We start from the raw sequence: 21,516 nt of genomic DNA on the forward strand, positions 1-21,516 counted from the left end.
CAGATGAATATAGAGGTTCCAGCCGTTTTTCCTGTTTCATACCAATCATTAGAACAAGAAGCAAAAAAAATGATGTCTAAGGGAGCATATGGATACGTCCGCTCGGCAGCAAGTAATGAGGAAACATTACGAAAGAATACAGCAGCCTTCGAAAAATGGTCGATTCTGCCACGTATGCTAAGAAATGTAGCAGAAATAGATATGAGTGTGACATTGGGGGAGCATACTTATCCTTATCCCATTTTTATTGCCCCGGTCGGTATGCAGAAATTGACACATGAAGAAGGTGAGTTGGCTACTGCGAGAGCGGCGAAAACAATCGGAGTTCCTTTTATCCAGAGTACAGTCTCTAGTTACTCGATTGAGGAGGTCAAGGCAGCAACAGTGGATAGTCCAAAGTGGTTCCAGCTTTATTGGTCTAAGAATGAAGAGGTTTCATTCAGTATGGTAGAGAGAGCGGAAAGGGCAGGCTATGAAGCAATTGTCGTGACTGTAGATACAATCATGACAGGCTGGAGAGAAACGGATATCGCTACACAATTTTCTCCGCTAAAAGAGGGTTACGGTAAAGCAAATTACGAATCAGATCCAGTCTTTATGCATGCACTTGGTGAGAAAGCAGACCACGAATCTATTATTCAATCTGTATTAGATAATATTCATTATCCTGCAATGAATTGGTCGCATATTGAAGCATTAGCAAATAAAACGTCCTTACCTATTTATATTAAAGGTATCCTTCACCCGGAAGATGTACAATGTGCAATAGAGGCAGGCGCATCAGGGCTGATTGTATCTAATCATGGTGGCAGACAATTAGATGGAACAGTTGCTGCGATAGATGCATTGCCTGCCGTTGTCAAAGCAGCGAATCATAAAGTGCCAGTATTATTTGATAGTGGTATTCGCCGCGGGACGGATGTAGTAAAGGCATTGGCATTAGGCGCAGCAGCTGTATGTATTGGTCGACCGTTTGTATATGGTTTAGGTATTGACGGGCAGGCAGGAGTTGAAAAAGTATTGGAAAACTTAATAGAAGAAACGAGAATTACCATGTCCCTAGCTGGCATTGCAAGAGTGAGAGACTTAACTCAGTTAAAATTGATAAGAGAATAATTTTAACCGTGCAGACAACTCAAAGCCAGCTGATTGATATAACTTGATCGCCTGATGATTATCAAGTGATACACATAAGGTAATTTTATCTATGTTTTCATACTGGAAGAGTGTTTCGAGCGCAGCTTCAATGAGTTGTCGCCCTCTTCCTTTTTTTCTTGCTTTAGGAGAAACAGCAAGGAATTCAATCTGTCCTTCACCAAAGTGTGGTGAAGATTCGAGATACACATATCCCTGTAATTGCCCATTTTCAGTCAATAGAAGCAGTTTATGATGCTCATCCAACAGTTTTAGTATCTCTTCTCCTGACAAATAAGTTTGCGGAAAAGTTGCTTCATGCAGTAGCAGAAAATCGTTTCGATAGTGCTCATGATAGCTGTGACAAATATTTTGAAAGGACCCCCGCTTCGCTGCTAGTATGGCGTGATTTCCTTGGTGAGTAGCATGGATTGATTGTAAGAAATGTAGGGCACTATCATTCTTTTCGTTCACAAAAAATGATAATTGCTGTAATTTATTTTCATAGGAGTTTACAACTCGATTCCACAAATCTTTTTTTACCTCATGATTCTTGGCAAATGGACCCCATACTTCTGCACTCCCGTCAGATTCATTAATATCTAATCCTATGGCAGCTTCAATTTCACCATCATATTCATAAGTGATAAAGTGAGGCTTTATTTCCTGTAAGTCATGCAGAATTTCCTCTTCTTTTTCTCCGCAATAGCCTATATGATGCTTGTCTATTTGATTTAAATCAGCGATGAATTTGGCTAACTGTTTAGTCATTACAAACCTCCTTAAGCTTGTTTAGGTGGCAGACGGTCATCTTTAATTTTCTTATCATTGATTTTAGGTTCCTGCTGTAGTAAATGATTGCGAATATTTGAACGGTGTAAATAAATGAGCAACAATAAGAATAGGAAGAAAATCCATTCATTTTTTTGCACCGGCGAAAGCATCGCGTATAAGAAAAGAGCTATTCCAACTGAAATGGAACCATAGTAAAGATATTTTGTGATAGAAACTACGGCAACAAAGGTGATATAGGCAATGAGAAATAACCAGATATTTGCGATTAATAGCACGCCAGCAGTTGTAGCGATGGCTTTTCCTCCACGAAATCCAGCGAAAATAGGGAAGCAATGCCCAACAACTGCAAACAAACCAATAATCAATGGATCATCACCTGTTTGAAGTAAAAGGGGGAGTGAAGCAGCAAGTGCTCCTTTACCTATATCAATAATTAAAACAGTAACCCCTGCTCTTTTTCCTAAAACCCGAAGTGTATTCGTTGCCCCGGGATTGTTGCTACCATGTTCACGAATATCGATGCCAAAAAATAGTTTACCTACAAGTAAGGCGGTAGGTATTGAGCCAATGAGATAAGATAGTAATAAAATAAATAAGTCCATAACTAATCTCCTTATCAAGAAAATTCTAACATTACTAATTTTACCATATTAGTCTATGCGAAAATATCTTATAAAATAATAAATAAATACTAAAATCATGTCTAGAGTTAAATGGCAGTGTAAGAGATTTTCGGAACTACTAGGAAACCAATCCTCTCTCAAAAAGATTATCTCAATAAAGTTATTCAATCGATTGCTCAGTTAGAAAGTCACCAAAAGCCTAATTCCAGCCCTGATTTGTAAATCAGCCTAGTTCAAGTGATGTAATTTTTCTAACTTTTAGGAAGAAATCCATACGGCTATGGCTAGTTGCGATGCCTCTTTTTAAAGTTCCTATCTATGGTGGGGGAGTAATAAGCAAGGAAAGGTGGAGATGAGCAATGTAAAAAGGAAATATCGAAGTTAATAGGAAGTGGGAAAAGGTATTAGCAACGCAAAAGGAAATATCGATGCTCATAAGAAGATGGAAAAAGAAGTGAGCAACGTAAAGAGGAATATCAATGCTAATAAGCAGTGGGAAAAAGAAGTGAGCAACGTAAAAGAAGTAAACGTTGCTAATAAGAAAGGAAGGTAGAATATGAGCAACGCAAAAAGGAAAATCGAAGCTAATGGGAAGTGGGAAAAAATATAAGCAACGCAAAAGGCAATATCGATGCTCATAAGAAGATGGAAAAAGATATAAGCAATGCAAAGAGGAACATCAATGCTAATAAGCAGTGGGAAAAAGAAATGAGCAATGTAAAAGAAGTAAACGTTGCTAATAAGAAAGGAAGGTAGAATATGAGCAACGCAAAAAGGAAAATCGAAGCTAATAGGAAGTCGGGAAAAGATATAAGCAACGCAAAAAGGAAAATCGAAGCTAATAGGAAGTCGGGAAAAGATATAAGCAATGTAAAAAGCAAAATCGAAGCTAATGGGAAGTGGGGAAAAAATATAAGCAACGCAAAAGGAAATATCGATGCTCACAAGAAGATGGAAAAAGATTTAAGCAACGCAAAGAGGAATATCAATGCTAATAAGCAGTGTGAAAAAGAAATGAGCAATGTAAAAGAAGTAAAACGTTGCTAATAAGAAAGGAAGGTAGAATATGAGCAACGCAAAAAGGAAAATCGAAGCTAATGGGAAGTGGGGAAAAAATATAAGCAACGCAAAAGGAAATATCGATGCTCATAAGAAGATGGAAAAAGAAGTGAGCAACGTAAAGAGGAATATCAATGTTAATAAGCAGTGGGAAAAAGAAATGAGCAACGTAAAAGAAGTAAACGTTGCTAATAAGAAAGGAAGGTAGAATATAAGCAACGCAAAAAGGAAAATCGAAGCTAATGGGAAGTGGGGAAAAAATATAAGCAACGCAAAAGGAAATATCGATGCTCATAAGAAGATGGAAAAAGATATAAGCAACGCAAAGAGGAACATCAATGCTAATAAGCAGTGGGAAAAAGAAATGAGCAACGTAAAAGAAGTAACGTTGCTAATAAGAAAGGAAGGTAGAATATAAGCAACGCAAAAAGGAAAATCGAAGCTAATTGGAAGTGGGAAAAAGATATAAGCAACGCAAAAGGAAAAATCGATGCTCATAAGAAGATGAAAAAAGATATACGCAACACAAAAGGAAAAATCAAAGCTTATAAGCAGTCAAGAAAAGATATAAGCAACGCAAAAAAGGATTAACACACCAATAGACTCAAAAAAAAGAAACACAATCAACACAAAGTGGGAAAACTCAACAAAGAACTAAAAGCTCCCCATCCCCATACTAAAAATCCCCTTGCCACACAAACAGCAAAAACATTTCCCCCGTGTGATCCACATACTTTTATAAAACGATTATTCAATCATCTCCACTAGCCCAATCAATTCAATCATCTGATAGACATAATAAAAGGAACAACTCCCCATGTTGGAGAGCGTTCCTAACTACTTCTTTACACATAAACACTGTCACATGTGTTAGCGATGGGCTCGTAATAGCAGTGGTTTTTAAATTGGCCGGAAAAAGGTTGGTTGTACCAAGTAGGCGGGCAAGGGGCATATGGATTGAAATACCAGAGTGCATATTTAGCAGGGTGCTCACGCCAATATTTCAAATTTTTCTCGGCGAGTCTTTTTTCTGTGCTCCTTGCTCTGTTGTAAAAGAGGTTCCCTTTCTGTACGGCTTCGAATGAATAATTACCGCCTTGCACATGATAAATGACATCCTCGATTGTTCGAACATCCTTAAAGTCAAGACAGTCAGCGATTGCACGATTAACGATTACATTGCCTACGTATAACATTCCTTGCTTTCCTTCACCCTCAGCTTCGGCTCTCATCATCCTTGCCATTAAATCCACGTCGGAACTTGTATAAGCTACTCTCATGATGTTCTCACCCCATAGTTAAGAATATGAAGATAAAGTCATATTCATGATTGAAAATGTCTAGAACCCCGTATTTTGCAAAATATAAGTATAGTCAAGCAGGCTAATTTTTGCTTGAATAAAGCTAGTGAAAAAAATTTTATCTTTTGTGTAGGGGAACGATGACTGTTTAACGTCTATTATGATGGAAGCTAAAAAAGAAAGGGGGAGAGTGACATTAGCGACCAAGTTCTTATCCAAAAAATATTAGATGGAAACGATCATGCCTTCCGATTGCTTGTCGAAAAATACCGCAACGAACTTTTTAAAGTGACGTTTGCGGTATTGCGTGATCGGAATGCTGCTGAAGATGCCGCACAAGAAGTGTTTTTGAAAATCTATCACTCTCTCCCCCAATATGAGGATCAAGGTTTTAAAACATGGATGAAACGAATCGCCGTCAATCACGCGATTGATATGAAAAGAAAGAAAGAACGACAGCGTGAAGACATCATGGAAGTGATTGATTTTGATATGAGGGAATCTTCACATGGTAATATTGAAGCAAAGTTCCTGAGGAAAGAAACGGTAGAGTTAGTCAGACAACGGATTCATCAATTGCCAGAAGGCTATCGTCATGTCATTTATGATTTTTATATAAACGAAAAAACTTATCAACAAATGGCAGATGAGCAAAATGTGCAAGTGAAGACCATTGAAACAAAATTATACCGGGCACGTCAATGGATGAAAAAGCATTGGAAGGAGGACGATTTTTCATGAAACATTACAGTTATGAACAATGGACGAAATATGTGAAGAATGAATTAGATGGTGAAGATAGAATTCTTTATGAGGACCACCTCTATACCTGCGATCAATGCTTGGAGGTCTATCTGACGGTAATTGAAGCAGAGGAACTTCCAGATATTATAGATGGAACAGCTTTTACCGACAACATTATGGCTCAATTGCCAATTGAAAATAATATACAAGATACAAACAATGAAACATTCCCTCGTAAAGCCACAGCGTTCTATAAGAAAACGATTTTTCATTATGGGGTAGCGGCAGCGATGACTTTATTACTTATGTCAACGGGGTTTTTCCAAACGCTCACACAATACGCTGGAGATGTGGAGAGTAAACAGTTTAAAGAGGATAAAGCCTCTATAACAGAAGGAATTATGGATAAAACATTTGCTTGGATGGATACAAAGAAGGAGGAGGATAAAAAATGAAAAACCCTTTATTGGCATTTTTATTAGGTTTTTTCCCTGGAGGAGGTCTTTTATATTTAGGCGTCTTCCTCCGCGGAATGACCTATTTAATAGGTGAATTTACCCTCATTGCCTTTACATTTTACGTGCTTTCAGTTGGGGTAGGAGGCGAAATTATACTTGTTATTTTTGCTGGTGTGATTCTTTATATTATCAATCTCGTCGATACAGCTATTATGGCTTCAAAGTTGCTAAAGAATAAACAGGACCCGTCCTCTAAAGTCGCAGAGGAACTTGATTATGAACGGTTCCGTACCATTCTTTTATCTTTTATTCCAGGCGTTGGGCATTTTCATTTAGGATTAATGAATAGAGGGATTACCTTATTAACGGCTTCACTGGGTTTCTGTATTATGGTTTTGTTTGTCGCTTTTTTAACCGATCGTGGAGAATTTATGGTCTTTCTTTTACTATTCCCAGTGATTTGGGTGTACAGTTTCTTTGATGCGATTCAACAATTGAATAAAAAGCAAAAAGGGGAAGAGCTCGTAGACAGAACTTTATTAGACGATATTGAAAGAGGAAGAGAAGAGGGGCGTAAAAGCAAAGGGCTTGCTACTTTCTTATCTATTTTCCCGGGGGCAGGTCATTTGTATTTAGGACTGCAGCGAAGAGGGATTCAATTAATGGCTGCATTTCTTTTCTCTATCTATATTTTGGACGTTCTACGTTTAGGTATTTTCCTGTTTCTCATACCAATCATATGGTTCTATAGTTTTTTCGACGGTTTACAAAAATCCTCTCGCTATGGAGAAGAAGAGTTAGAAGATGTACCGATTGTTTCTTATTTTGAAAATCATCAAAAATGGTTAGGAATAGGGTTGGTTGTAGTTGGTTTGTATTATATGACTACAAATGTCTTATTGCCGGCATTTGCACCAAGTATTATTGAATTGTTGAATATTGACGTCTGGTACTGGTTTAATCGTTATTTCCAAACAGCCATTGTCTGTATCGTTTTAATTGGTGGCGGGTTAAAGCTCTTATCTGGAACAAAAGAAAAGAAAAAAATGAAGAAGGGGTGAAGAAAAAATGAGGACATGGAGAGTAGGAACTTTTTCAATGGGAGCATCACTTTTATTTTTGGGTGTGTATTTGCTTCTTTCACAAATCCTTAAGCTGGATGTCTCGCGTATACTTATTTCATGGTGGCCGATTATTTTTATTATTTTAGGCGGCGAAATCTTGCTATATTTATTTTTCTCAAAACAAGAAAAGCCTTACTTGAAGTATGATATCTTTAGCATTTTATTTGTGGGTGTGTTAGGAACAATTGGTATTACCATTGCCCTTCTTAGTATGACAGGTATTGTTGATAAAGTGAGTGCCAATATGGACCTTGAACATAGAACAGGTGATTTACCAACATTCGATTTTGCTATGAATAATGATGTGAAAAGAGTCGTTGTTGATTCAGGCTCAACTGGTATAAGTGTGGAAGGATCGACAGGAAAGGAACTGTCTGTATTTGGTACGTACACTGCCACCCAATTAGAGAAAAAACCATTAATTACGGATGTTGAAGATTATATGACAACTACTGTAAAGGGAGATACCTTATACATTGCATTTAAGGAGCTACCACGTGAGTCAATCGCAATGTTTCAAAATTATAGTACCTTGGATCCGACACTTGTGATTCCACAAGATATAACACTAGAAATCGACGGGAATTATAACGAAATTTCGATGAAGCCTCGTCAACTAACAGCGGATTGGGACGTAAATAACAGTTCTGCAGTGAATGTGTACATGAGTAAAAATAGTAATGCCCAGCTTGTTGTATCAGATGTTGGAGACCTTAACTCTGAAAAAGAACCAAATGAGATGGTTCTTGCAGAGAAACAGGATGAATATGATGAACAACAAAGAGTGGAAGAAGCCATTCTTAAATATGGCGATGGTAAATATACCATTTCAATCAATAATAGTGATTACTTGCAAATAAAAGATAAAGAGTGATTTGAGGAGAAGCCGGCTTATAGTCGGTTTTTTTTGTTTTTTAAAACATTAAAATGATGTTAAAATAAATGATTAAAAGCGTAGTTAGGAGAACAATTGATGGCGACGATGGAATGGAAAAGACTAGAAGGGGTATATAACTTCAGAGATATCGGTGGACTTGTTACGAGCAACGGATTACGGATGAAATCAGGTCTGCTTTACCGATCAGATGAACTGTCTCGTTTGACTGAAGCGGATATGCACCTTTTTCGAAAGTTAAATATAAAAACAATTTGTGACTTAAGAACTGTGTCAGAAGGAGAGTCAAAGCGAGCGAAAATTCATGAAGAACAACATCTCTCAGTAGTGAAAATCCCTATTCAAGACCCTAGTTGGGAATTGACGCGAAAAGGAATGCTAAAATTTTTACTAACCGGTGCGAGGCATATGAATTTTGAAGAGTTGATGCTTAAAATGTATCAGCATATGGCGTTTGGTTGTCAAAGGGAAATTAAACAAATCTTTGACCTCATAGTTGAAAAAGAGCACGCGCCACTGCTTATTCATTGTACAGGAGGGAAAGACCGGACTGGTTTTATGTCATCGTTAATTCAATTAACAGCAGATGTGCCATACGATAGAGTAATGAAAGAATACCTCTACTCCAATGATTTGATTGAGCCCAGAATGAAGAAAACCGCAAAGGCACTAAAGATAGCTAGCCTTTTCCGTTTGAAGGAAACAGATATTCAACCAGTGCTTGAAGTACGAGAAGCCTATCTTGAACAAGCCTATAAAGCTATATTTTCTAAATATGATACAATCGAGGACTATCTTATGAAGGAATGCTCAGTTGAGAGCGAAGTTATTGAGAAATTAAGAAGAAGGTTGTTGGATTGATTAGATTACACGGAGAATAATGGAAAATGCCTTTTAGGGGTGAAAAACTTTTCCTTTTCTCCGTTCTATGTAGTTTTGCTTACACTCTTTGTAAAAAATTATAAGTAAATAAGACTGAATATTTTTACTTTAAAAATATATCTTCTACACAACCTTTTTATATTCTCTTCAAGTTCCTCCTATATCATTTGATTCGAAAGATAAAATAAAGGAGTTGGGGAATTTGAAGAAGGTATTACTTTTTTGTTTATTAGCGACAGTGGTTTTTGTGACTTTGCCTTTTGGTGAGGCTGAGGCAAGTAGGAAAGAAAAAGAAATTGCGAATGTGGCGCATCGGGGGGCTTCGGGCTATGCACCAGAAAATACGATCGCAGCATTTGATTTAGCTGTTGCGATGGGTGCAGATTATATTGAGATTGATGTGCAAAGAAGTAAGGATGGCAAGTTAGTCATTTTACATGATACGACAGTCGACCGCACAACTGATGGAACTGGCAAAGTAGGTGACCTCGATTTTAAGGATTTAAGACAACTAGATGCTGGTAGCTGGAAAGGTGAGGAATTTGCAGGAGAAAAAATTCCTAGTTTCGATGAAGTCCTCGATCGTTATAAAGGAAAAATCGGTATTCTCATTGAACTGAAAGCGCCCGAGTTATATCCTGGTATCGAGAAGCAAATGACGAAAGCATTAAAGAAACGGAAGATGGATAAACCGAAAAGAGAAGAAATTATTGTCCAATCCTTTAACTTCGAATCCATGAAACTGGCAAATAAATTATTACCAAGAATGCCCATTGGCGTATTAACTTCATCTTCAAACGATGTCAGTGATGAAGCGCTTAAAGCCTTTCGAAAATATGCCGATTATTTTAATCCGAGTATCGGTCTCGTGAATGAAGAACTCGTCAAAAAGGTGAGAAAAAACAAAATGAAAATCCAGTCCTGGACTGTTCGTACACCTGAAGCAGCACAATTCTTAAAAGAAATGAAAGTGGATGGCATTATTTCTGATTATCCGGATTATGTATATTAAATAGTGGGGCAAGGGCGTTTTCAAAACGTCTTTGTCTTTTTTTTTATTTCCATAAAAGTAATTTATAGTAAAAATATTTAATGTTAAAGTATACTTGTACAAAGTCAAGGATGAAAGGTGTGATAAGGAATGCTCGCAAATGAACATTTATATTTAAGAAAGATGACTGTTGATGATATACCCATTTATCATAAATGGCGAAATGATTTAGATGTGATGACTTATACAAGTATGGATTTAGATAGATATACATATGAAGAAACAAAGGATTTCGTCGAGACAGTCATTCTAGGGGCAACTGATTCTAAATGCTACATCATTGAGGAAAAAAGTCATCAACGTCCAATCGGCATTATTTCATTAGTGAATATGGACATGAAAAATCGCAATGCTGAACTGATTATCGATATTGGTGAAAAAAATGAATGGGGTAAAGGTATGGGTACTACCGCTGTTCAATGCATTTTAGATTACGCTTTTATGGAGTTAAATCTTCACCGCCTGTCATTGAAGGTGTTTTCATTAAATACAAGAGCACAGCATGTTTACGAAAAATTAGGGTTTATCGAAGAAGGTCGTGTAAGGCAATGTCTATTTAGAGAAGGCAAATGGTTTGATATGATCCATATGGGTCTATTACAAGAAGAATATATGAATAGGAGGAAATGATGAACATACGGTCGTACAATCATAAAGACAAACAACACATTCTACAATTATCAGCTCGACTGAGTGATATTCCTTTTCTTGAACACCGTCATCCTGAACAGATGCAGCAAAAACAATTGGAAATGGCACAAGCCTCAATTGATGAGAATAGTGATAATATATTTGTCGCAGACGAGGAAGGTGTGTTTTTAGGATATATTGAATGTAGGATAGAAGAGGATTATTTTTCAAAAGAAAAGCAAGTGTATATATCTGCTATTGTGGTCACTGCTGAAGGTGAGGGGAAAGGAGTTGGTAGGCAGTTGATGCGTTTTGCAGAAACTTGGGCAAAAGAAAAAGGAATCAAAGTCCTCGTTCTAGAAGTGTTTTCCGAGAATCAACGTGCCGTCCAATTTTACGAACATATCGGATATTCGCAAGAGATCGTGAAGATGACAAAAGTAATCGGGGGTTAATAAAGTGAAAGAAATTTATATCGTCAGACATTGCCAAGCAACTGGGCAGTCACCAGATGCTGAACTAACCATAACGGGCCAGCAACAAGCAGAAGAGTTAAAGGTGTTCTTTCATGACAGGCAAATTGATCGTATCCTCTCTAGTCCATTTTTACGTGCTAAACAAACGATCGAACCGTTAGCTGAAAAAATTGGCATAACTGTGGAAGTGGATGAACGTTTATCCGAACGTGTGCTGAGTACAACAAGCTTAGAAGATTGGCAAGATAAGTTAAAGGCCACTTTCGATGATCTAGATTTATATTTTCCTGGTGGTGAATCAAGCAGACAAGCAATGGACAGAATCTCTCAAGTCATAGAGGAAATAAGAAGCAGTGAGGCTGAGCATGCAATCATCGTTGCCCATGGAAATATTATTTCCTTACTACTAAAAAAGTATCAAGTGTCATTTGGGTTTGACGAATGGCAAGCATTAACAAATCCTGATGTCTATAGATTAAGAGAAACACCAGATGGATTTAGTGTAGAGCGGATATGGGTAAGGTGATTTTAAGGATTTGTTACTTAAGTATCAGCGCCGTTATTGGCGAGCGGAAGATTATTATTCGACAACTGAGAAACCGCTTGAAGTTTCTTCTCAAGTGGTGTTAGAGAATTGAAAATCAAGAAGGTGCAGAATGGATATTCCTTTAGGAGACGGGAAGGCGATTGTTTTACCTCCAATACCGTATACCATTGCAATAATTATAATTATTTTTTTATTAGTACGTTGGGCAAAAAAACTTGAAACGAAAAAAATTAGGATTTTATTTTATTTTTTAATCAGTACTTATGTGCTCCCGGTTTATACAAGTTCTAGTGAAGAGGGATATTTTCAACTTTTCATACCAATCGGTTTTATCTTTATTCTTCTTCATTTAAAAACATCAAAAAAGTACCATCATTCAAAGTTAAAAGCCAGTATACTAGGATTCAGTTTAGCAGTGTATCAAATAGTGCTTCCATATATATAGCTCTTTATTTACTCCTAAAGAAGGTTACTCTTTATCAGCAAAGAATAACCTTCTCCCTCATTTATTCCTCAGAAAAAACAAATCTTTCTTTCAGTGGGCGTCCTTCATTGCCTTTTTCTGTCCAGATGATTTCAATTTCAAGTTCTGTTGCTTTTTCAGCTAGGATAAAGTTTGTGAAATTGTATGGGGAGCCATTATTTAATTGTGCGGCAAGCGTATACTTTTGATCTTCTGAAATTTGCCTGCAATCCAGTGCTTCCGGACAACCGTGTAGTGCATACTTTGTTGTTGATTTTGGTTCATTTCGGTACATTGAAATTTCAGCAGTCATGAGGTTGTTCTCTCCCATGTTTTCAACTTTCAAAGACCGTGTATCATAATGACCGACCTTGGATTGCTGTTTTACTTGCTTACCGACGCCTTCACTTATTTCCACTGACCAATGTTGTGATGATTGCTCGACAGGTAAGGTGTCGAAGGTAAGGGCACTAACATTTGATACAAGACCAAGATAGATGAAAATGAAAAGTAATATGACTATTCTTCTTTTTTTACGCATATTGAACAGCTCCTTTTGTAATAAGATTCTTTTTATTATGTCGTTAGATGAAAGGAATATTCTTCTAAAAAGTAGAAATATAGAGTTGAATAAAAGAAGGAGTATGACTGATGGAATTGTCAGGTTGAATGAAGTGGCGCAAGGACGGGAGCTTTTTGTTAATCAAGCAATTGCATTCTTCGTTAGAAGACCTTATTTGTTATTGTGGCGGCAAGCATGTGTATATGTCAGAATTCGTCACGGATGCAACTGTTCGTTCAAAAGGATAGGGAGGAAAGCTAATTCAATTGGTGAAACTTGGAGCAGACTATATTTATCTTTAATCAGCCTTGTCACGAAAACAGCTCATCGTTTTTATGAAGAAAAACTGGACTTTCCTAAATGCTCTATTCTTTCGGAAAAGAATGATAAAGGAGGTAAACTATGATTATAGGAATTCATCATGTACAATTAACGATTCCAAAAGGGGTAGAAGAAGAAGGCAAGCGGTTTTATTGCGAAGTTCTGCAATTAAAGGAAATTGAAAAACCAGCTTCATTGAAAGGGAGAGGTGGTTTTTGGTTACAGGTAGGCGACCGTGCTGTCCATGTTGGCACGGAGAATGGATTCGATAGAACGACTACAAAGGCACATATTGCTTATGAAGTAGATAATCTATCCTTTTGGAAGGAAGTGTTATCGCAGCAAAACATTAGTTTAATAGAGGGTGTCCCTATTCCAGGTTTTGACCGTTTTGAATTTAGAGATCCGTTCGGCAATCGTGTAGAAATGATTGAAGAGATTAGTAAATGAAGACGTTGATGACTGAGAGATGTGTATTAACTCCGCTCTCTATGAAGCATCTTCCCACAATGGTGAAATTGTATCGGAATGCTGAGGTCCGCAAGTATCTTGGTGGGATAAGAACAATTGAAGAAGTAAAGGAGCAAATGGAGAATATGTTAATGAACTTATCTTGGAAGTATTGGATCGTATTAGATAAGCATACACATCATCACTTAGGATTCATCGCCCTTACCCCCCACCATTGTGAGGCAGATATAGAAATTTCTTATCAATTTTTTCCCGATAGTTGGGGGAAAGGGTATGCAAGTGAAACCGTTCATGAAGTGTTGGTGTATGCCTTTTCTAAACTAAACGAGCAAAAGGTTGTCGCTGAAACACAAGTAGCTAACGAGCGTTCGTGTCAACTTTTAGAAAAACTTGGGTTCATTATTGATTGTTATATTTATCGTTTTGGAGCAAAACAAGTGATTTATAGATTAGAGAAAAATGCTTAAGCTGTATGATGTTTGCTAGAAACACGAGTGCTTTTTAAGAAGGAACCAATCGCTAAAAAGAGTATGAGCCCACCAATATAAAGATAGATGTTCCTAGTTGGTAATGGCAAAGAGGCAAATAAAATCCCTAAAGGCATCGTTACTCTTAAAAAAAGGAGACGGATGGCACTTAATTCTGCTAATTGATCCCTCGGAGCTACTCTCTGGAATTTTGCTACACTCTGTGCGTTAAATAATGGGAATAATAACCCCCCGAGTAGCTCGCAAGCCCATGCAAGGGTTATGGATGGTGTAAGAGACAAAAGCATAAAAGAGAGTCCGCCTCCAAACAAACCGAGGTATAGCGTTACATCGTTCTTAGGCAACTTCGCTAACAAAAACGTACCTAGTACATAACCAAATGGAAAAGCAGCGGCAAATAGAGCATACTCCCAGGAAGTGCCGCTTAATTCTTCACGAAAAAATGGGATTTTTATCACCATTGTTGCTCCTACTGCAAACTGTACCGCTGAAGCGAGAAGGGTTAACTTCCATAAAGAAGGATAGGAAAAGAAGGTTTGATACCCTCCTATGATTGCTTGGCGCCAACTTTTTTTATTTTTGTTGACTGACGAACTTGCTGTTGAGTATGGCAATTGGTGAAGTGAAAAAGCACTAAGAAGAAAGAGCAATGTTGTGAGTAGATAAAGAAAGTGTAAAGGTAAGAAGAGTAATAAGACAGAAGCCATTCCTGGTGCGATAAAGCTCATTAATCTTATCGTTGCATCGATTGAACTATTGGCTGAGACAAGCTTGTTATCTTCACAATATACTGGGATTAATGAGAATGAAATACTAGCATAAATTGGTTGCAATATACCGATTGTACATTGCAGAATCACGAGCACTACTATGGTTATATCGTTTATGCCTACTATGCTCCCTAACAGAGGTAAAAGATAGACAGCTGAGCGGAAGAGTTGGGTATTAAATAACACTTTCTCTTTATTGATATTGTTCAAAAAGGGGGCACTTAAGCTTTGAACAAATAGTGATGGCAGGAAGTAACAAAGCCACATGGTTGCCATCCATTCCTTTGAACCCGTCAGTTCATATAGTAGTAAGCCATTTATAATCCTCCCGATAGCACCACCAAATTCAGAAATTAAATTTCCCAACCATAGTATTTTAAATGACCGCGTATGTAACATGAATTGGCTCCTTTCCTATAATGGATAAATAGATTGTCTATATTCTATATTTTTAGAATTATTTATTCAATATATTTCGAATAAAAAGAAAAGGAATTTGTTTCTCCTTGATAGAATATTTTTAAAAAGAGAATGTATAATTTAACCTTTAATGAGAGGCTTTAACTATATGAATGATCCTTGTGAAAAGGTGGACATAGATAGAGTTAGATATGGAAAGCGAAGTGAAAAGGATGGAAATTAACTTAATCAGACATGGCGCCTCCATTCATAAAGAGAATAAACGAATAGATGGAGCTGGGTATCGTTCGTGGATAGAAGTTTATGATGAATCCGGAGTCGAACCAATGGAACGCTATCCAGCATGGACTATCGAAAAAATCAAAAAAGCACATACATTGCTGACGAGTGATTTGTTACGGGCGAAGGCGACTCTTCATCATTTAGCTGTCAATCAAAATTATGCGGCTCATGCTCTTTTTCGGGAGGCCGAGCTTCCTCATGTTTCCTTAGGTAAGTTTATAAGGCTAAAACCAAATCAATGGACACTCTTTTTAAGAATTGCATGGTTTTTAGGTGCCAAGCATGGGTGCGAGTCTTATCGTGAAGCTAAAGAGAGAGCAATTGCCGCGGCTGATTTTCTCATAAAGGAAGCGCGAGAAAATGGATCGGTCTGTTTAGTCGGACATGGGGTTTTCAATCGCCTCATTGCTAAAGAGTTAGAAAAACGACAATGGCAAGGAACGATTCATCATACACATTGGAGCTGTAGTACTTATATTTTGCCAAAGGGGGGCCCAAGTGAAGGTTAAATATAGTTTGTTCATTTTAATGATTGTTTCACTTTTCGGATGCACAAAGGAACCCACTTTTGAAGAATTTAAGGAAGAAATGTTAGCTGAACAATCGTCCTATCTAACTCATGTAGTGGCATATGAAGAAGCAAAGGAAGATAATCAAGCAGAAGAGATGTTAAAGGAACTAGAAATTTTATATGAAGAGGCAACGAAACTAGCAAGTTTATACAACCAATATCCGCCACCTGAAAATCTATCTGAAAGTATGTTATCCGTATTTGAAGGGGCGAGTGCCGATCTCTCTACAGCTTTCTCATTAAAGGCTGAGGTACATCAATTAGAGAAAGAAGCTTTAGAATCGGGATTAGATCAACAGGATGACATCAATCGTTTAAAGACGGAAGCCAATGAGTTTGAACAATCAGGATTGAAAAAGCTTGATCGCATCGCAAGTTCATAATGGTAAAATTCATATAGTTTTCAAAATTATGTTATAATTAGAGTATCCAATTTGAATGAGAGGTGGCAATATGTTTCGACGAAAGTTGATTGCAGCTTCCATTACAAGCGTGCTTTACCCACTGACCTTAAATCCTCATTTCATAGAGTTAGAATACCTTGGTCTTGTCATGGTGTATAGTCTTCCAGTTATTTATATCTATGGAATAGCGACTTCCCTCGTTAGTGATTGGCTTGCCAGTTTACTTGCTAAGAAAAAAAATAAGTTAGTTATCTTCCTTACCTTTCTCTTCCATACTATATTTGGCCTCGTTCTCCTACAAATTAGTTTAATTGCCGCTTGGTTGTTTTTTATTATCGATCGTTTGTTAAACAGGAAACAGGAAAACTATCAAACGAAGACAGCACTTTTAAGTTTTCTTTTACCGATATGCTTTTTTATATTCTTTCTAGTGTTAATCAGTATTTAATGAAAGGGGAGGTTAAATGAACGCTCAACCACAGGAACAGCAGGTAGTTACCTATGTGGAAAAACGAGAAATAACAATAAGGTCTGTTTTAAATATTTACGGTTTTTTCGCCATTTTAGGGTTTCTCTTTGGGATTTTCACCACCCCACTTTCCTTGAATGAACAATTACAGTTTGTTTATCATACTGACTATTTATTAAAAGGAGAGAAGCTCATTAGCCTCCTTCTTTTCTTATCAGTAAGTGCGCTCATTTATTTTCCAGTTCTGAATATGTTATACAAGCAATTAAATAAACGAGAAGAAACTAGTGTCTAATCTTATTTGGGTTGGGTATGGTCACTATGCTCCCTCTCATCTTTATCTCTATTCTCCATCGTTTCTTGCTGCTTATCAGTGTAAGCTCTTTGCTCATTGCTTTGTTTATTTTTTTGTCTTAAATAATCGGAGCGCTCCCCGTAATAGATGAGGTCAAAAATCGCCCGACCGTTAGTAGGTTGCCCATCTGGCAAATAAACAGGGACAATATCAAAAAATACATAATAAAAGCAATAAAAGATAAATGTTTGCCAGAAAATATTATTTGGTAATATCCCTTCTAATACAAGCGAATTAGCAATAATCGCGCAACCACCTGTCGTTAAAATAGGAGAAGCATAAATGAACCCGTGCCAAAAGCGTCCGCTCGGATTTAATTCTTCATACTCCATCCAGCTATTCATAAAGAAGTATCTTCTCACCTCGATAGTAGGTACTTTAAATAATACTGGCCCACTGCCAATCACTAACTTCTTTTCTTTGCTACCTAAAATGGTCGCTGCTAGGTAATACCCAAACTCTCGAACGATTGTTGTTAATGGCAAAATGATGATAGCAAATAATAAAAGTCTAAGCCAATCAAAAAGATCAAACACGATAGTCACACTCCCTAGCAAGAATATATAGTTTCTATTTAGTCTCATTTCTGATGAAATAAACTTTTTAATATACATTTTTGAAAAATAGATAAAAGGTAGGAGGTAAAGCTTTTCTATGGAGATCACGCTCGCTTTTTTACTTTGTAGTGTTTTAGTGGTAATTGGTTTGGTGATTAAACGTAAGGGGAGTGTCGGTTTTATCGCTGGTTATAAAGAGGGAAGAATAAGGAATGAAAAGAAGCTAGCCAATCGAATAGGGTTGACTGTTATTTTGTTTGCAGTGGAATGCTTTTTACTTATTTTGATTCACTTGTTACTTTTTCCACTAAATGGTTTATATATTGGGATATTGGCGGTTGTTCATTTATTTGTTGTCTTTGCTTTGTTTGTTCATGCGGTTATGGTTTAAAACCATTATTGAATTTTGGTATATATCATGCATCTTATTACAGATGAAAAAGAAGAAAACTTCCCTTAAGATTAGTGGGAAGTTTTCATTGCCATCATTTACGTTTGCTTCACATTTCCTTTAACAAAAACCTGTTGATTAACCTTTATCAAGACACTAATCACTGCCATTAAAGCGGCAGAGATGAGAAAAACAAGCTGCGCATTAAACGTTTCAGCGAGCCACCCCATTAGCAAAGCGGAAATGGCGAAAATACCTGTGCCCAATGCGCCTAGTGCGGCATAGACCTTTGATAACTGTGTAAGTGACACACTCGTTTGAATCATTGTATGTTGCGGTATGCCTTTTATTTGTATAGAAGCACCAAATGAAAAGGCAAGGATAAGTGCAAGAATGGGTATCGTATTTAAAGCGAATAAGAAAGTACTAAAAAACGCTGCGATGCTCCCTAACAGGAACACCTTTCGTATCTTGTTTTCTACTAATTTTGCATACTTCATACAATAAAGACTGCCGAGAATGAGCCCAAGGAAGAAAGCGCCATTTATCCAGCCCCACCATTGATGGTCGGCTTGTAGCCTTTCATTCACATAAACATAGAGAATAGCAGCGAGCCATACTGTAGCTGCGATAGAGTCAAGCCCTTCAATATAGGCCATTTTTCGCAATATCGGTGTTCGGTACAGGATGTTCCAGCCTTCTTTCATTTCGGCAAGCGGAGACGGCTGTTTTTCGTTTGATCCTTGTATGTTGTTTAAGAAAGAAAGTAAACAACTAGATAAGAAGAATAAACCAATCACTATCCACAGTAAGTTGTTGCTTCCCATACTAATGAGCAACATACTACTGATGAACCACATGCCAGCTTGAATGATTTGTGTAATCGTATCGAAAAATCCATTTGCTTTTACTAATTGTTCACTACTTACATAGTGAGGAATCAATGTTTGGCTAATCGGATTCGCACAGCCATCGAGAAAGCCGATGCCAGCAATGAGCATAAAGACGATTAAATACGGAACAGCAACCATTTCAGTTACAAGCAGGGTGAGTAGGATAATAATGATCGTTTTCCCAACTTGTGAAAAGGTGAGTAACCATTTTAAATTCCAGCGGTTCATCGCAAGCGGTGAGAGTAGGCTTGATAGAAACATAGCTGATGTTATCGTAAAAGGAACAAATGCTGTAGAAAAGCTAGATCCTGTCCATTGATATATCATATTAATGATAGAAGTAATATAAAGAATATCCCCCATATTCGCAAGAGACTGCCCGGATACTAATAAAGCAAAATTTTTGTTTTGAAACATGATTATTTTCCCCCAAGTTTAGTTCATTTAATGTTAGATTTTTAGGGGGTAAATCAAATCGGATTATTCAAAAATTCCTCAAACTCCTTTCACATAATAGAAAGATAATGGGGGGCTCACTTTCTACAAATTTATCTATATGGAATAGAACTGGCTTTACATTATTTTATCTTTTAGCTATTCGTTTAAAAGACTAACTTTTCCTTTGTTTAATCAAACTTTTAAGCTTTTATTTGTAGTATAGATGAATAAGGATACCAGGGAGGGAATACCCATCACCACTTATGACTTTCTACAGTGTAGAAATCATAAGTGGCATTTTAAAGCCTATATAAGCTGAACAGCTTCTTCTAATAATTCTATGGTTAGGTGAGGGGAAGAATTCATTTGATTCATCTCTACTAATTCCTTCAATGATGTTTTCATTAAGGAAAAGTGTTGATGTTCTTTGAAATACGGGAATGCCTTTTCTGCTAAGTATTGTAGATATTTCTCTTGTTTTTCTTCTAATTTATACTCCAATAAATTAAAAAGGTGAATAAAAACATCTTCTTCTAGTTCTTGTGCTATTCTTTGTCCTTCGATAATATTTTTTCTTAAGGTTTTTTTACTACTTAAATTACCTTCAACCGCAACGAGATTATAATTGAAAAGGCGATGAATGTAGACTTTCCCTTTTTTATTACATAGGCGTAAAGATTCCTTTAGGTATTGATAAGCCTCATTATATTCTTTTCTTTTGAGAAGTGCGTTGCCAAGATTATTCAGTAACATCCCTTTTTTTTCGTTATCATTAATTAGTTCACAGGCATAAATTAATCGGTTATACATAGGTTTCACATCGATATAAGGATCTTCAGATATGTGTAATAACAATATGGACTCCGCCTTAATTGCATCAGCGTAATGATTAATTTCTTTAAAGTATTTTAAAGCCTTTTCTGCATACATGTATGCCATGACTTGTCTTCCTACATATTGATAAGCAAGTGCTAAATGATAATAGAATTCCTCATTTGGGTAATAGGCAATCTGGATCTTATTGAAAATAGCAATGGCTTCATAATGATCATCTTTTTTAGATGAATAGCGGATGAGATACCACCCTTTCATATGAAGTAAAAAATTTTGTTCATAAGGGTTCATCCATGCTTCCACTTTGGCTAAAGAACCTAAGAGGGCTTCGATCTCCTTTTTCTCCTCCTTTACAAACCAATATCGTAACATTACGAGTTGATAAAAATAGGCATACTTAGTAGATAGTAAGTACGGTATATTATTTAAGATTCTTCGGTAAGACTCTACTTGTTTGATCTTATTCAACATCAAAGCTTCATTGAATGAATGCAATGTTTTTTCGATTTCCTCGAACTTCTCACTTTCTTTTTGTAGATCAATTTGTAACTTTTGCGAAAACAATTGAATAATTTCTAATGAATAATCTGTTTTACCATTCTCAATTTTACTCACATGTGTTGCGGTACAAATACCGTCACCTAATTGTGATTGCGTCATACCTTCTTTTTCTCTATAAAATTTAATAATATGGCCTACTGACAATGGTACTTACCCCCTAGATCTATTTAATTAATAATGTATACAATTGTAATATAAATTCACTGAATTGCTACATTATTTTTAAAATTATAATCATTAGTGGGTATTTTGTCTGATAGATGTAGAGAGTATAAAGGAGGGAATTCATAAGGTTATAAACAAGAAGATAGTAGAGGAGATTGCGTGTAAAAGTGAGAAAGGAAGAGCTAAAGTAAATTTGTGCATCACTTAAGAGAGAGATGGGTGTGCACATGATTTAGATAAAAACAATGGAAATGCAAAAAGTTTATAGATCTATGAGTGGGAATCATAGAATGACTTTAAGGCACAATGAATTTTAAACGCTAGCAATAAAAAAACGAACAAAGGCTATAATTTATAGCGTTTGTTCGTTTAGATGCAGCTC

At 36.7% G+C, this 21,516-nt stretch carries 30 protein-coding genes; 22 read left to right on the forward strand and 8 right to left on the reverse strand.

Annotated features, from left to right (window positions below; genetic code table 11):
- Positions 1-3: 3 nt before the first annotated feature.
- Positions 4-1,116, forward strand: a complete 1,113-nt coding sequence (locus tag MHH73_RS03350) for an alpha-hydroxy-acid oxidizing protein (RefSeq protein ID WP_225230725.1) — start codon at positions 4-6, stop codon at positions 1,114-1,116.
- On the opposite strand, the gene MHH73_RS03355 is transcribed toward MHH73_RS03350, so the two are convergent.
- Positions 1,096-1,905: a GNAT family N-acetyltransferase gene (locus MHH73_RS03355; protein WP_341064648.1), complete on the reverse strand. Its 810-nt coding sequence runs from the start codon at positions 1,903-1,905 to the stop codon at positions 1,096-1,098. The genes MHH73_RS03350 and MHH73_RS03355 overlap by 21 nt on opposite strands.
- Before the next feature lie 11 nt (positions 1,906-1,916).
- On the reverse strand, positions 1,917-2,531 hold the full coding sequence (plsY, locus tag MHH73_RS03360) for a glycerol-3-phosphate 1-O-acyltransferase PlsY (RefSeq protein ID WP_341064650.1): 615 nt from the start codon (positions 2,529-2,531) through the stop codon (positions 1,917-1,919).
- A 412-nt stretch (positions 2,532-2,943) separates the two neighbouring features.
- On the opposite strand from plsY, the gene MHH73_RS03365 reads away from it, so the two are divergent.
- Genes MHH73_RS03365 through MHH73_RS03380 form a run of 4 tightly spaced genes read left to right on the forward strand, consistent with a single transcriptional unit; the run spans position 2,944 to position 3,819 of the window.
- Positions 2,944-3,105, forward strand: coding sequence for a hypothetical protein (locus tag MHH73_RS03365; RefSeq protein WP_341064652.1), 162 nt, complete (start codon positions 2,944-2,946; stop codon positions 3,103-3,105).
- A gap of 41 nt (positions 3,106-3,146) precedes the next feature.
- Positions 3,147-3,308 carry a hypothetical protein gene (locus tag MHH73_RS03370; protein ID WP_341064654.1) on the forward strand — a complete coding sequence of 54 codons (162 nt, stop codon included), beginning with the start codon at positions 3,147-3,149 and terminating at the stop codon, positions 3,306-3,308.
- Between the two features lie 3 nt (positions 3,309-3,311).
- The gene (locus MHH73_RS03375; RefSeq protein WP_191816576.1) at positions 3,312-3,599 is read left to right on the forward strand and encodes a hypothetical protein; all 288 of its coding nucleotides are present in this window, start codon (positions 3,312-3,314) and stop codon (positions 3,597-3,599) included.
- 19 nt (positions 3,600-3,618) lie between these two features.
- Entirely contained in the window at positions 3,619-3,819 is a 201-nt protein-coding gene (locus MHH73_RS03380) for a hypothetical protein (protein ID WP_341064656.1), read from the forward strand.
- Positions 3,820-4,456: 637 nt separating this feature from the next.
- Here MHH73_RS03380 and MHH73_RS03385 read toward each other — a convergent pair.
- Positions 4,457-4,894, reverse strand: coding sequence for a cell wall hydrolase (locus MHH73_RS03385; protein ID WP_191816652.1), 438 nt, complete (start codon positions 4,892-4,894; stop codon positions 4,457-4,459).
- A gap of 213 nt (positions 4,895-5,107) precedes the next feature.
- On the opposite strand from MHH73_RS03385, the gene MHH73_RS03390 reads away from it, so the two are divergent.
- The 10 genes from MHH73_RS03390 to MHH73_RS03435 all read left to right on the forward strand — a co-directional run bounded on the left by MHH73_RS03390 (position 5,108) and on the right by MHH73_RS03435 (position 12,164).
- Positions 5,108-5,653: an RNA polymerase sigma factor gene (locus tag MHH73_RS03390; RefSeq protein WP_191816653.1), complete on the forward strand. Its 546-nt coding sequence runs from the start codon at positions 5,108-5,110 to the stop codon at positions 5,651-5,653.
- The gene (locus MHH73_RS03395; protein ID WP_341064659.1) at positions 5,650-6,111 is read left to right on the forward strand and encodes a hypothetical protein; all 462 of its coding nucleotides are present in this window, start codon (positions 5,650-5,652) and stop codon (positions 6,109-6,111) included. The genes MHH73_RS03390 and MHH73_RS03395 overlap by 4 nt, the downstream gene beginning before the upstream one ends.
- Entirely contained in the window at positions 6,108-7,175 is a 1,068-nt protein-coding gene (locus tag MHH73_RS03400; RefSeq protein WP_341064662.1) for a hypothetical protein, read from the forward strand. Before MHH73_RS03395 ends, MHH73_RS03400 begins: the two co-directional genes overlap by 4 nt.
- A 7-nt stretch (positions 7,176-7,182) precedes the next feature.
- A complete protein-coding gene (locus tag MHH73_RS03405) occupies positions 7,183-8,112 on the forward strand; it encodes a hypothetical protein (protein ID WP_341064664.1) in 930 nt (309 codons plus the stop codon).
- 99 nt (positions 8,113-8,211) lie between these two features.
- Entirely contained in the window at positions 8,212-8,994 is a 783-nt protein-coding gene (locus MHH73_RS03410; protein WP_341064667.1) for a tyrosine-protein phosphatase, read from the forward strand.
- 223 nt (positions 8,995-9,217) lie between these two features.
- The gene (locus MHH73_RS03415; RefSeq protein WP_445662510.1) at positions 9,218-10,027 is read left to right on the forward strand and encodes a glycerophosphodiester phosphodiesterase; all 810 of its coding nucleotides are present in this window, start codon (positions 9,218-9,220) and stop codon (positions 10,025-10,027) included.
- A gap of 129 nt (positions 10,028-10,156) precedes the next feature.
- The gene (locus tag MHH73_RS03420; protein WP_191816590.1) at positions 10,157-10,696 is read left to right on the forward strand and encodes a GNAT family N-acetyltransferase; all 540 of its coding nucleotides are present in this window, start codon (positions 10,157-10,159) and stop codon (positions 10,694-10,696) included.
- Positions 10,696-11,151 (forward strand): GNAT family N-acetyltransferase, encoded by a 456-nt coding sequence (locus MHH73_RS03425; protein ID WP_341064671.1) that lies wholly within the window; start codon positions 10,696-10,698, stop codon positions 11,149-11,151. Before MHH73_RS03420 ends, MHH73_RS03425 begins: the two co-directional genes overlap by 1 nt.
- A 4-nt stretch (positions 11,152-11,155) precedes the next feature.
- The gene (locus MHH73_RS03430) at positions 11,156-11,698 is read left to right on the forward strand and encodes a histidine phosphatase family protein (RefSeq protein WP_341064673.1); all 543 of its coding nucleotides are present in this window, start codon (positions 11,156-11,158) and stop codon (positions 11,696-11,698) included.
- A gap of 130 nt (positions 11,699-11,828) precedes the next feature.
- Positions 11,829-12,164, forward strand: coding sequence for a hypothetical protein (locus MHH73_RS03435; protein ID WP_341064675.1), 336 nt, complete (start codon positions 11,829-11,831; stop codon positions 12,162-12,164).
- Positions 12,165-12,225: 61 nt separating this feature from the next.
- Here MHH73_RS03435 and MHH73_RS03440 read toward each other — a convergent pair whose 3' ends face one another.
- Complete coding sequence (locus tag MHH73_RS03440; RefSeq protein ID WP_341064676.1) at positions 12,226-12,723, reverse strand: hypothetical protein; 498 nt, start codon at positions 12,721-12,723, stop codon at positions 12,226-12,228.
- Positions 12,724-13,146: 423 nt separating this feature from the next.
- Between MHH73_RS03440 and MHH73_RS03445 the strand changes: the two genes are divergently transcribed.
- Complete coding sequence (locus MHH73_RS03445; protein ID WP_341064677.1) at positions 13,147-13,515, forward strand: VOC family protein; 369 nt, start codon at positions 13,147-13,149, stop codon at positions 13,513-13,515.
- Positions 13,512-14,003 (forward strand): GNAT family N-acetyltransferase, encoded by a 492-nt coding sequence (locus tag MHH73_RS03450; protein WP_341064679.1) that lies wholly within the window; start codon positions 13,512-13,514, stop codon positions 14,001-14,003. Before MHH73_RS03445 ends, MHH73_RS03450 begins: the two co-directional genes overlap by 4 nt.
- Here the strand turns inward: MHH73_RS03450 and MHH73_RS03455 are convergent.
- Positions 14,000-15,193 (reverse strand): MFS transporter, encoded by a 1,194-nt coding sequence (locus MHH73_RS03455; RefSeq protein ID WP_341064680.1) that lies wholly within the window; start codon positions 15,191-15,193, stop codon positions 14,000-14,002. The genes MHH73_RS03450 and MHH73_RS03455 overlap by 4 nt on opposite strands.
- A gap of 212 nt (positions 15,194-15,405) precedes the next feature.
- Here MHH73_RS03455 and MHH73_RS03460 point away from each other — a divergent pair, with 212 nt between their 5' ends.
- The 4 genes from MHH73_RS03460 to MHH73_RS03475 all read left to right on the forward strand — a co-directional run bounded on the left by MHH73_RS03460 (position 15,406) and on the right by MHH73_RS03475 (position 17,235).
- Positions 15,406-16,005 carry a histidine phosphatase family protein gene (locus MHH73_RS03460; protein WP_341064681.1) on the forward strand — a complete coding sequence of 200 codons (600 nt, stop codon included), beginning with the start codon at positions 15,406-15,408 and terminating at the stop codon, positions 16,003-16,005.
- Positions 15,995-16,450 (forward strand): hypothetical protein, encoded by a 456-nt coding sequence (locus MHH73_RS03465; protein WP_341064684.1) that lies wholly within the window; start codon positions 15,995-15,997, stop codon positions 16,448-16,450. Before MHH73_RS03460 ends, MHH73_RS03465 begins: the two co-directional genes overlap by 11 nt.
- A gap of 70 nt (positions 16,451-16,520) precedes the next feature.
- A complete protein-coding gene (locus MHH73_RS03470; RefSeq protein WP_341064687.1) occupies positions 16,521-16,919 on the forward strand; it encodes a hypothetical protein in 399 nt (132 codons plus the stop codon).
- 16 nt (positions 16,920-16,935) lie between these two features.
- Positions 16,936-17,235 carry a hypothetical protein gene (locus tag MHH73_RS03475; RefSeq protein ID WP_341064690.1) on the forward strand — a complete coding sequence of 100 codons (300 nt, stop codon included), beginning with the start codon at positions 16,936-16,938 and terminating at the stop codon, positions 17,233-17,235.
- 2 nt (positions 17,236-17,237) lie between these two features.
- Here the strand turns inward: MHH73_RS03475 and MHH73_RS03480 are convergent, their stop codons facing one another.
- Positions 17,238-17,831: a hypothetical protein gene (locus tag MHH73_RS03480; RefSeq protein ID WP_341064691.1), complete on the reverse strand. Its 594-nt coding sequence runs from the start codon at positions 17,829-17,831 to the stop codon at positions 17,238-17,240.
- A gap of 118 nt (positions 17,832-17,949) precedes the next feature.
- Here MHH73_RS03480 and MHH73_RS03485 point away from each other — a divergent pair, with 118 nt between their 5' ends.
- Positions 17,950-18,243, forward strand: a complete 294-nt coding sequence (locus MHH73_RS03485; protein WP_341064693.1) for a hypothetical protein — start codon at positions 17,950-17,952, stop codon at positions 18,241-18,243.
- A gap of 98 nt (positions 18,244-18,341) precedes the next feature.
- On the opposite strand, the gene MHH73_RS03490 is transcribed toward MHH73_RS03485, so the two are convergent.
- Both MHH73_RS03490 and MHH73_RS03495 read right to left on the reverse strand, forming a co-directional pair.
- Entirely contained in the window at positions 18,342-19,553 is a 1,212-nt protein-coding gene (locus MHH73_RS03490) for an MFS transporter (RefSeq protein ID WP_341064696.1), read from the reverse strand.
- A 327-nt stretch (positions 19,554-19,880) separates the two neighbouring features.
- Positions 19,881-21,113 (reverse strand): helix-turn-helix domain-containing protein, encoded by a 1,233-nt coding sequence (locus MHH73_RS03495; protein WP_341064699.1) that lies wholly within the window; start codon positions 21,111-21,113, stop codon positions 19,881-19,883.
- Positions 21,114-21,516 lie beyond the last annotated feature (403 nt).

The sequence above is a fragment of the Cytobacillus sp. FSL K6-0265 genome (assembly GCF_038003465.1).
Lineage (GTDB): Bacteria > Bacillota > Bacilli > Bacillales > Cytobacillaceae > Cytobacillus > Cytobacillus stercorigallinarum.

Excerpts from the sequence above, each read along its gene's own strand:
- MHH73_RS03350 (WP_225230725.1), top strand. The coding sequence starts at position 4 with ATGAATATAGAGGTTCCAGCCGTTTTTCCTGTTTCATACCAATCATTA.
- MHH73_RS03355 (WP_341064648.1), bottom strand. The coding sequence starts at position 1,905 with ATGACTAAACAGTTAGCCAAATTCATCGCTGATTTAAATCAAATAGAC.
- plsY (WP_341064650.1), bottom strand. The coding sequence starts at position 2,531 with ATGGACTTATTTATTTTATTACTATCTTATCTCATTGGCTCAATACCT.
- MHH73_RS03375 (WP_191816576.1), top strand. The coding sequence starts at position 3,312 with ATGAGCAACGCAAAAAGGAAAATCGAAGCTAATAGGAAGTCGGGAAAA.
- MHH73_RS03380 (WP_341064656.1), top strand. The coding sequence starts at position 3,619 with ATGAGCAACGCAAAAAGGAAAATCGAAGCTAATGGGAAGTGGGGAAAA.
- MHH73_RS03395 (WP_341064659.1), top strand. The coding sequence starts at position 5,650 with ATGAAACATTACAGTTATGAACAATGGACGAAATATGTGAAGAATGAA.
- MHH73_RS03400 (WP_341064662.1), top strand. The coding sequence starts at position 6,108 with ATGAAAAACCCTTTATTGGCATTTTTATTAGGTTTTTTCCCTGGAGGA.
- MHH73_RS03405 (WP_341064664.1), top strand. The coding sequence starts at position 7,183 with ATGAGGACATGGAGAGTAGGAACTTTTTCAATGGGAGCATCACTTTTA.
- MHH73_RS03410 (WP_341064667.1), top strand. The coding sequence starts at position 8,212 with ATGGCGACGATGGAATGGAAAAGACTAGAAGGGGTATATAACTTCAGA.
- MHH73_RS03420 (WP_191816590.1), top strand. The coding sequence starts at position 10,157 with ATGCTCGCAAATGAACATTTATATTTAAGAAAGATGACTGTTGATGAT.
- MHH73_RS03425 (WP_341064671.1), top strand. The coding sequence starts at position 10,696 with ATGAACATACGGTCGTACAATCATAAAGACAAACAACACATTCTACAA.
- MHH73_RS03435 (WP_341064675.1), top strand. The coding sequence starts at position 11,829 with ATGGATATTCCTTTAGGAGACGGGAAGGCGATTGTTTTACCTCCAATA.
- MHH73_RS03440 (WP_341064676.1), bottom strand. The coding sequence starts at position 12,723 with ATGCGTAAAAAAAGAAGAATAGTCATATTACTTTTCATTTTCATCTAT.
- MHH73_RS03445 (WP_341064677.1), top strand. The coding sequence starts at position 13,147 with ATGATTATAGGAATTCATCATGTACAATTAACGATTCCAAAAGGGGTA.
- MHH73_RS03450 (WP_341064679.1), top strand. The coding sequence starts at position 13,512 with ATGAAGACGTTGATGACTGAGAGATGTGTATTAACTCCGCTCTCTATG.
- MHH73_RS03455 (WP_341064680.1), bottom strand. The coding sequence starts at position 15,193 with ATGTTACATACGCGGTCATTTAAAATACTATGGTTGGGAAATTTAATT.
- MHH73_RS03460 (WP_341064681.1), top strand. The coding sequence starts at position 15,406 with ATGGAAAGCGAAGTGAAAAGGATGGAAATTAACTTAATCAGACATGGC.
- MHH73_RS03470 (WP_341064687.1), top strand. The coding sequence starts at position 16,521 with ATGTTTCGACGAAAGTTGATTGCAGCTTCCATTACAAGCGTGCTTTAC.
- MHH73_RS03475 (WP_341064690.1), top strand. The coding sequence starts at position 16,936 with ATGAACGCTCAACCACAGGAACAGCAGGTAGTTACCTATGTGGAAAAA.
- MHH73_RS03485 (WP_341064693.1), top strand. The coding sequence starts at position 17,950 with ATGGAGATCACGCTCGCTTTTTTACTTTGTAGTGTTTTAGTGGTAATT.
- MHH73_RS03490 (WP_341064696.1), bottom strand. The coding sequence starts at position 19,553 with ATGTTTCAAAACAAAAATTTTGCTTTATTAGTATCCGGGCAGTCTCTT.